Raw genomic sequence first — 8,556 nt, forward strand, 5'->3', positions numbered from 1 at the left:
GAGGTCGGCGGCTGCTGATGTCGTCCGTCGGCGCCGGACGCGGCGCACGGCATGACAAGCTGTGGTCTCACAAGCCCCATCCCAGGAGGTCGAAATGGCTGAAGAGTCTGCACCGCCACAAAGTTCGGAACCGGCCGACGCCGAGAACTCCGCTCTCTCACCCGACGCTGACGGTCAGTACGACCTGAAGCGCAAGTTCCGGGAAGCTCTGGCCCGCAAGCGGGGATTGCAGGCGGATGCCGCTGACGTGGCAGCCAGCCCACACGCGGCAAAGGTCCGAGGCGCGCACGGACCGGCTGCGCACCAGCGGTCGTTCCGGCGCAAGAGCGGCGGCTGAGCCGACACGGTCCAAAGGGCCGCTGAGGATTTCACCACGACACCACCCTGAACCATGACGGCGGCTCCGGGTTCACCGCTCGGCGCTGCGCCCGGAACCTCCCACGTCCGCGGAAACCGTGCTCTCCTCACTCCGCGCCGTTCCCCGACGCGCGCTCTGGCGACGAGTGCCGCCACCGTTCACCCTCCTGCCACGACCGCACCGTTGACGCGCGTAGCACTTGGGCTCAGGCTGGGGTCGATGGCGGCCACGAGAGCGGTGGTCGCCCCGACGACCGGGAGGTCTGGATGCTCAGACGGATCGCACGTCTCCTCACTGCGATTGTCATGCTCCTGTCAGGTGCGGTGGTCGGTGTGGGCGCCACCGCGGGCACCGCACACGCCGACGAGTGCTACACCTGGAGTCGAACCCTCTCCCAGGGCGCCTCCGGCAGCGACGTCACCCAGTTGCAGATCCGGGTGGCGGGCTGGGTCACGTCCGGGGAGCGCCTCTCCTACGACGGCCAGTACGGCGCCCGCACGGCCGCCGCCGTGCGGGCCTTCCAGTCCGCGTACGGCCTCGCCGCCGACGGGGTCGCGGGTCCGGCGACCTTCAACAAGCTCTACGCGCTGCAGGACGCGGACTGCACACCGATCCACTTCTCCTACGCCGAGCTCAACCGCTGCAACTCCGACTGGTCGGGCGGTGCCGTCCCGGCGGCCACCGCCAAGGCGAACGCGCTGAAGACCATGTGGAAGCTGGAGGCGATGCGACACGCGCTCGGCGACGTCCCGCTCACCGTCTCCAGCGGCTTTCGTTCCTACGCCTGCAACAACGCCGTCGGCGGTTCGTCCACCAGCCGCCACCTGTACGGCGACGCCGCCGACCTGACCGGCTCCCCGTCGCTTTGCCGCCTTGCCCAACAGGCCCGCACGCACGGCTTCTCGGAGATCCTCGGCCCGGGCTATCCCGGTCACAATGACCACACCCATGTCGCACTCGACCCTTCCCCGTACTGGTCCGCCCCTACCTGCGGCATCTGAACCGCTTGGTCGGTGCCGGCGGACGCAGCACGCGTGTGACCGGGACATCGCAGGACAACCGCGCACCCCTGCCGGCCACGCAACCGCCCGCGTTCGGCGCACCTCAACGGGTCCGGGAGGGTGGCTGGTGCTGGTAGACGCCGAACCGCCGCCGTCCGTCCTTCGCCGAAGGCGCCACAGGCGGTGCGCCGCAGCCCGAGGGCCGCAGCGGGGCGCGCGCCGCGTGCGGTCCGGGTCGCTGATCGGTGGCGGTGGGTGGCACAACCTGAGCGCAGCCGCTGAGCGGAGCGCCGCGCAGCCCGGGCGCTGTCGGCGTATCGTCACGCCGACAGCGCCCGGACCCGCATCCGACGTCGTCCCGCCCGCGCGCCTGTCGGCTTCGTCTTGGCCACGAGGCCGTCGGTTCGCCGGCAGGAACCGGCCCGGCACGCCGCTGTCCACGCTCTGCCCAAGGCAGGACACAGCCGACGCCCGGTCCGGTGACGCCTTCAGGATGACCTGCCGTACCGTCGAGCAGTCGGCTGACGCCGCGGCGCCGCGACTGGCCTCCGGCCGGGGGGCCAGTACGCACAGCGGGGAACAGGCAACGTAGTCGAGCCCGTGGTGGATAGCCGAACCGCGCCTCCGCCGCCGCCAACGCGGTCGACCAGGCGGTGCTGGCCGTGCTCGCCCGACACGGCTCTCCACGGGCCCACGGCGCCTGAGACGCCAGGCCCGACCGCTCTGCGCACTGCCCCTCCTCGTCGGCGTCTTGGCCGGCAACACCCACGACAGCGAAGCACTGAAGCCCATGGCCGTGGGCACCGAACGAGACACGCCCCTCACCGCGGCCGCCACTTCAAGCCCCAGCGCCTCCACGCGGACAAAGCCTACGACCGCACCGAGTTGCGGAAATGGTTACGTGGCATACGCATCGCAGTACGAATCGCGCGCAAAGGCATCGAGTCGAGCGGACGATTGGGACGCCGCCGCTGGGTCATCGGGCGCACCATGTCGTGGCTGTCCGGCTACCGTCGGCTCAGCCCCCGCTATGCGCGCCCCCCCCCGCAACTACTGGCCTGTCTCGGCCTCGCCGCCTTTCTCAGTCGTATGGCGTCGCCTGAGGTCCACATTCAGGTCCTCCCTGATGTAGATCTCGATGTACTCGTACAGCCATGGCAGGCTCGCGAGCCGGGAGAAATGGCGAGTGAGCGCTTCTTTCGTTGTGCGGGCATCCGTGCGGTTGGCCACCCGCCACAGTGACAGCGGTCGGGATTCCGTACCGGCCACCGCGTGCTCGACGTGGAAGAGAGGCTGGAGGGTGTCAGCCTTCACGAGTTCACCGGAATCGTCGACGAGTTGCGTCGCGCCGATGAACGTGACGCGCTGTGCGGCCGGGTCCAGACGCACCTGCTCAAGGACCAAGCCGTAGTCGGAGCCGCCGATCCACGGATGCTGCATCGACGCGCGTACGAACACGTCCACTCCGTCGTCACCGGTCGGCTGCTCGCCCCAGACGCGCACGCTCCCGGGCTCCATCACCGAGGGCAGATACGGCGCGGGATTGCGGGCTTTGCGGACCTCCATGTCCCACAGCATGTCGCGGGTCATGGTGAAGGAGGCGGGTGCCTCGTAGCTGTTCGCGATCACCTCGTTCACATCGAGCGGAGGCAGTTCCGAGTGCGTGTAGGCCGGGTCGTTCCACACGCGCTCGAATTCCGCCACGTGATCGAGTAAGCCGCTCTGCTCCATCGTCTCCTCCTGCGAATGTCAGGCACGGGATTATTATGATGCTACGGTTGAGCGCCTGGGTGGGCGTAATCAAGGATCAGTTTGTCAAGTTTTCGGTGGGCCGCCGCGTCGTTGAGGGAACCGCTCACCTACGAGACAGCCGGAGTGCCCCCTATGTCGCGAAGAAGTGCGTGGCTCGTTCAGCCATGAGCCCGTCCCGCGAATACCGCCTGCTGAACTGCCGTGTTCTTTCGAGGTTTTCTGTCCGTGCATTCGCTGTGCTTACATGCAGGGTTTTCCTGAACCATGATCCATTCGACTTCGCTGGGCACTGCACCGTGTAGAGGGCCGTCCTCAGTCGCCCGACCGTGACGGAGAGGGGGAGCACCCACCCTGGGCGTCGCCGGTCCAGCCCTCTACCGGCCCGGCCGTGCCTCGGCGGCACGGACGTCCGCCAGGGTCGTGGCCAGTGACTTCCAGATGTGGGCCGCCAGGTCGAGGTTCCGTGACATCGTCGCCTGCTGCCCGAGCCGTTCCAGGGCGGCGATGCCCTGGTCGGCGCGGCCCGACAGGATCTTCAGCCGGCCGTCGAGGACGGACAACCGCACCCGGTCCCGGTACGACAGGCGCAGATCCGCCTCGCCGAGCAGGTCCTCGCTGAGGGCCCGGGCGTCGTCCAGCCGGCCCTGGTGGAAGGCGAGATGGGCCTGGAGCGCGCGAAGTTCCTGGAGTTGCAGCGGCGTGCCGATCAGCCGCAGCACGGAGGCCGCCTCGGTCAGCCAGCACTCGGCGGCGGCCACGCCGGGCGGCGACATCTGCAGCGCGGCGGCGGTGGCGGCGGCGCGCAGCCGCGCCCACAGCGTCAGGTCGTCCCTGCTGGGCAGCAGCGCCAGGGCCCGGTCCAGCCGGGCCCGTGCCGTCTCGTCGTCACCCGCGCGGTTGCTGACGACGGCGGCCGTCCACAGCGCCTCGGCCGCCTGGGCCGCTGACGCCCGGGGCAGCAGGTCCCGTTCCAGTTCGGTGACGTGCCGGCCGGCCGCCTCCAGCCTGCCCAGTTCCGTCTCGACACTGATCAGCACCATCAGGGCGGCCAACGTGTCGGGCACGCGCACCTGGGCGTCGCGGGCGACCGACACCGCCTCCACGGCCGCCGGTTCCGCGGCGCGCATGTCGCCCAGGGCGCGGGTGCAGCGGGCGTACCGGACACGCGCCCGGGTCCGCAGCTCAGGGTCCTCCAACTGGTCGCTCAGCGCGATGAGTTCGCGTAGCCACGTGCGCTCCAGCTCGTAGTCGCCGTCGCGACCGGCAGCCCGGCTCAGCAGCCACAGGGCCTGCCAGCGGGCGGCGGGGTCGGCTCCCGCGTCCTCCTCGACCGCGCGGCCGAGCGCCGCCGTCTCGTCCGTGCCGGGTGGGGCCGAGGCCGCGGCGGCGAGGACGCCGGTCAGGGACCTGCCGTCCGAGGGGCCGGCCAGGGCGGAGGTGTCGACGCCGAGCCGGTGGGCGAGATAGGACACGGCGCGCTCGGTGGGGCGACGCTCCCCGGACTCCAGGCGGGACAGGTACCCCGTCGACATGCCGTCGCCGACGAGGGCGGCCTGGCTCAGCCCCCGGGCCAGCCGGAGCCTCTTCAGCCGACGGCCGAAATGCGGCTGTTCGAGCATCTCCCCCCTCCGGTTCGAAGGCGCGATCGGCGAGGTCCCGCGGCCGACGGACGACGCGGCCGTACCGCTCCCGGTCCTCGCCTGCCCGGTCGGGCGCGCCTGAGTTGTCAACACTCTAGGAAGCCGGGCAAGGGGCGACAACCCGTCAAGCGCAGGTCAACCGACCGTTGCCGAAGCGGTCTCCGGCCTCACCGACGATGGCCGAATCGCGGCTTCCGGTGCCCGAGAGGCGCCCGGTTGTAAAGGAGTTGACAGGTAGCCGACGTCACCTGGCAAAGCCTTGCCACCGAGATTGTCGACCCTTAGTCTCGAAGGTGATCCCCTGCTGCGATCCCATCTTCGTCAAGTGGAGGTTGTCGTGCTGCGCAGCTCCCGAACCGGCCCCTGGCGCAGGCCGGACGTACGGCCCGCCGGTCCGCCCGGTGACTCCACACCGGGAACGGACACCGAGATCGAATGGCCGTGACAACGTTTTCCACGGCAGTCAGACGCCGGCCGCCTCGGCGCCGCCTCCTCTGCCCCTCCTGACCGACCCCGGGACTCCGGCGCCTCGCCGCCGGCCCTCCGGGACGACGCGGGCATCCGGCCCGGCCGCCGACGAGGCGGCCCGCGCCGGCGCGGGACGTTCGCCGACACCCAGGCACAGCGCATCCGTCCGTCCGCGTTCGCACACCCTTCCCAGCCCCCACGCGCAGGAAGAAGGACGGTACGTCCGTGGCGACCACGAGTTTCCCCGACGCCTCGCCCCGTAAGAAGAACGCCGCCGCTCCGGCCGCCCCCGCCCGCCGCGACGCAACCGGCGGTGCAGCGCCGGGCGGTGACACCCCGGTACGCGCCTGTACGGCCCACGTGTCCCCCGGGGACCTGGCCGTCACGGCCGCGGAACCCGAATTCGCCCGCCAATTCGGCCTCAGCGCCGACGAGATATGCGGGTACGGATTCCTCGACCTCCTCGGTTCACCGGTCACCGCCCGCCTGCGGGAACAGTTCACGGCACTTTCCACGGGACGATGCCGGAGATTCAAGGAAAGGGTGACGGGCCGGGACGGCGCCGGGCGGGAATTCCCGGCGGACATCACCGCGGTCGCCGTCAGGAAGCCCTCCGGCGAGACCGCCGGGCTCGTCGTCTTCCTGCGCCGGTCCGGCAGCGGCATCCCCGGCGGGCCCTTGCTCAGCGCCCTCGACGCGCAGGTGCTCGAAGGGGTGGCGAGTGGCGAGTCCACGGTGCAGATGGCCTCCCGTCTGTATCTGAGCCGTCAGGGGATCGAGTACCGGGTGGGGCAGATGCTGCGCCGCTTCGACGCGCCCAACCGCCCCGCCCTGGTGGCCCGGGCGCACGCGCTCGGCATGTTCGCCACGGGCCTGTGGCCCCCGCGCGTCTTCCCGGAACACGTGCGGTAGCGGACGGCGGGACCGGGCGCGTCCCGGGCGAGGCGGCCGTGGCGGTGACGTACCGTCACGGCCGCCCGCGCGTGGGTCCGGGCCGGGGCGCCGGCGCCCGACTCACGCCGCCGACGGTTGCCAGGCCTCCTGGAACCGGCGGCGGGCGCGGAAGAGACGGGAGCGGACGGTGCCCACGGGCAGGGCGAGCACCTCGGCCATCTCCTCCTCGTTGAGCCCGTAGGCGCGCAGGGTGAGGACCTGCCGGTGCGCCTGGGACAGACGCTCCAGCACGTCGCTGATGTGCACCGCGTCCAGCGGGTTCGCCTCCTGCTGCGACTCGACCTCCGAGCAGCAGCTCTCCTCGCCGTAGCGCCGCGCGGTGCGGACGGCCTCGCGGACCGTCACCGAGCGCACCCAGCCGTAGAACGCCGCCGGCTCGCGCAGGGAGCGCAGGCCGCGGTAGATGGCCAGCAGCGCCTCCTGCGTCGCGTCGGCGCCGTCGTCGTGGGTGATGGACCTGCAGATGCGTGCCACGTAGGGGGTGATGCCGGTCAGCAGGTGGTTCATCGCGTGCTCGTCGCCCGCCTGGGCTCGGGGGAGCAGCGTCAGGGGGGAGGGGAGTTCGCTGACGGTGGTCATGTCGGGCAGTGCTTCCTTACGGCGGCCGGGCGGGCGGGGGGTGAGGGAAGGGAGAGGAGGAGCCGTGGTCAGCCGGTGGCGGCGGGAGCGGGACGGGTGTGCGCCGCGGTCGCGAAGCGCAGCAGCCCGGCGCGCACGTCGTCGCGGAACGCCCGCATGAACGACGGGCTGAAACAGGCGGTGGAGTGCGGGAACTCGATGGACAGCCGGCCTTCGAAGGAGACGACGCACGCCATGACGGGGCTGCGGCCCGCCTGCGGGAAGTAGTGCTCGCGGGCCGGCACCAGCCGTACGTCGGCCGCCCGCAGCCCCTCCGGCAGTCGCGGCCCGGGGACGACGCCCATGTTCGTGGCGATGACCGTGGCCAGTTGCAGAGCCGGGTTCCGCGGGATCTCGGGCGTGATGCGCATCTCGTGAACGTGGTCGCCGCGGGAGAGGAAGTCGCTCAGGCGACCGTGCACGGCCCGGGCCAGGTCCAGCGGCTCGGAGGCCTCGGACACCTCCAGGGTCTGCAGATGGGTGGTGACCGCGGGCACCAGGGCGGCGGCGGGCACCGGCGGGGACAGCCGGGAGCGCAGGTCGACGGGGGAGAGGCAGCCGAGGGTGCGGGCGCCCTCGCCGCCCAGCCGCCGCCGCGCGGTGGCCAGCAGTGTCGCGGCGATCAGGGCGTGCACGGAGACGCCCGCGCCGCGCGCCGCCCGGCGCAGCCGTGAGGTCAGGTCCGCCTCCAGGGTCAGTCTGCGGACCTCGATGTGCCCCTGCGCGCCGGCCCCTTCACCGGTGGCGGCGTCGTAGGGCACCAGCTCGACCGGGTTCCGCCGGACCGCATCCAGGCGGCTGTCGAGGTACTTCGCCGTGTCGGCGTCGTCGGCCGGTGGCAGCAGGCTGCTGACGGGCTCGGGCCAGCGCGGCAGACCGGGCCCGGAGGCCCCGGCCGGCGGGTGCCCCTCGACCAGCGCCCGGTAGCGGTCCCACAGGGCGTTGTGCAGCGCGATGCTGCTGTGACCGTCGGTCACGGTGTGGTCCACCACCAGTACGAACAGATGACGCTCGCCGTCCGCCGCGCTGACCAGGACGGCGCGGCTCAGCGGTCCCCCGACCGGCAGGGGCCTGTTCAGTTCGGCCGCGTAGGCCTCGTCCTCGTCGTGGCCCGTGCGCGTGATCAGCCGCGGCCGCTCGTCCTCGCCGAGCAGGCGCAGCACGGGTCCCGCGCCGTCCTGCGCGATACGGGACCGCAGGGGCGGGTTGGCCTCCGTCATGGCGTCGAAGGCGGCGGACAGGGCGGCGACGTCGACGGGTCCGCGCAGGGTGCAGGAGAGCACGGCTCTGCTTCTCTGGCCCACGTAGAGCGTCTCGACCGGACACAGCGCACGGTGCATGCCGTCAGCCTTCTTTCCGTCGTTCGTTTTCGGGTCCGCGGCCCGGAATGGGATGTCCGCCGCGGGGGTCCGCGGGGGTGTCAGGGGCCTTTCGAGAGTGCACGGCACCACGCGGCCGAATCCAGCCGAGAACCCGGTGCCGAGGAAAATCGCGTGATTTCCCTAGAAGTTCGAGCGGCGCGCACAATCCCCGGCTTCGCATTCTTCAGGGAAACCCCTGAATCAGGGCCCCGAAGCCCGGTTCCGCTTGACCCGGCCGCTTCCGTTGCACCACCGTGCTGTGCCGTGAGACGGGCGGGTGACGTGATGACCCCCGCCCTCGGCGTGCGGCCTCTCCTTCGCCCGTGGGCCGGCCCGGCGCGTCACCCCCCACGCGCGGGCCGCACGAGGCGGTGGCCGCGCCCCTCCCATCCGGCCGGGCCTTC

The 8,556-nt window shown here is 71.7% G+C and carries 7 protein-coding genes and 1 pseudogene; 4 read left to right on the forward strand and 4 right to left on the reverse strand.

Annotation, left to right across the window (positions count from 1 at the left end; genetic code table 11):
• Positions 1 to 94: 94 nt before the first annotated feature.
• The 3 genes and pseudogenes from AC07DA_RS22555 to AC07DA_RS22565 form a co-directional block, all read left to right on the forward strand.
• Positions 95 to 337, forward strand: coding sequence for a DUF5302 domain-containing protein (locus AC07DA_RS22555; RefSeq protein WP_479129958.1), 243 nt, complete (start codon positions 95 to 97; stop codon positions 335 to 337).
• 287 nt (positions 338 to 624) lie between these two features.
• Complete coding sequence (locus AC07DA_RS22560; RefSeq protein ID WP_479129959.1) at positions 625 to 1,359, forward strand: D-Ala-D-Ala carboxypeptidase family metallohydrolase; 735 nt, start codon at positions 625 to 627, stop codon at positions 1,357 to 1,359.
• 730 nt (positions 1,360 to 2,089) lie between these two features.
• Positions 2,090 to 2,442 (forward strand): annotated as a pseudogene (locus AC07DA_RS22565) (transposase); the annotation flags it as partial.
• Here AC07DA_RS22565 and AC07DA_RS22570 read toward each other — a convergent pair.
• Positions 2,410 to 3,090, reverse strand: a complete 681-nt coding sequence (locus AC07DA_RS22570) for a hypothetical protein (protein ID WP_479129960.1) — start codon at positions 3,088 to 3,090, stop codon at positions 2,410 to 2,412. The pseudogene AC07DA_RS22565 and the gene AC07DA_RS22570 overlap by 33 nt on opposite strands.
• Before the next feature lie 395 nt (positions 3,091 to 3,485).
• Positions 3,486 to 4,730 (reverse strand): helix-turn-helix domain-containing protein, encoded by a 1,245-nt coding sequence (locus AC07DA_RS22575; RefSeq protein ID WP_479129961.1) that lies wholly within the window; start codon positions 4,728 to 4,730, stop codon positions 3,486 to 3,488.
• A 714-nt stretch (positions 4,731 to 5,444) separates the two neighbouring features.
• Between AC07DA_RS22575 and AC07DA_RS22580 the strand changes: the two genes are divergently transcribed.
• Entirely contained in the window at positions 5,445 to 6,131 is a 687-nt protein-coding gene (locus tag AC07DA_RS22580) for a PAS domain-containing protein (protein WP_479129962.1), read from the forward strand.
• 102 nt (positions 6,132 to 6,233) lie between these two features.
• Here the strand turns inward: AC07DA_RS22580 and AC07DA_RS22585 are convergent, their stop codons facing one another.
• Both AC07DA_RS22585 and AC07DA_RS22590 read right to left on the reverse strand, forming a co-directional pair.
• A complete protein-coding gene (locus AC07DA_RS22585; protein ID WP_479129963.1) occupies positions 6,234 to 6,752 on the reverse strand; it encodes an RNA polymerase sigma factor in 519 nt (172 codons plus the stop codon).
• 68 nt (positions 6,753 to 6,820) lie between these two features.
• Complete coding sequence (locus AC07DA_RS22590) at positions 6,821 to 8,131, reverse strand: phthiocerol/phthiodiolone dimycocerosyl transferase family protein (protein WP_479129964.1); 1,311 nt, start codon at positions 8,129 to 8,131, stop codon at positions 6,821 to 6,823.
• Positions 8,132 to 8,556: the final 425 nt, after the last annotated feature.

The sequence above is a fragment of the Streptomyces sp. NPDC044921 genome, from assembly GCF_056432865.1.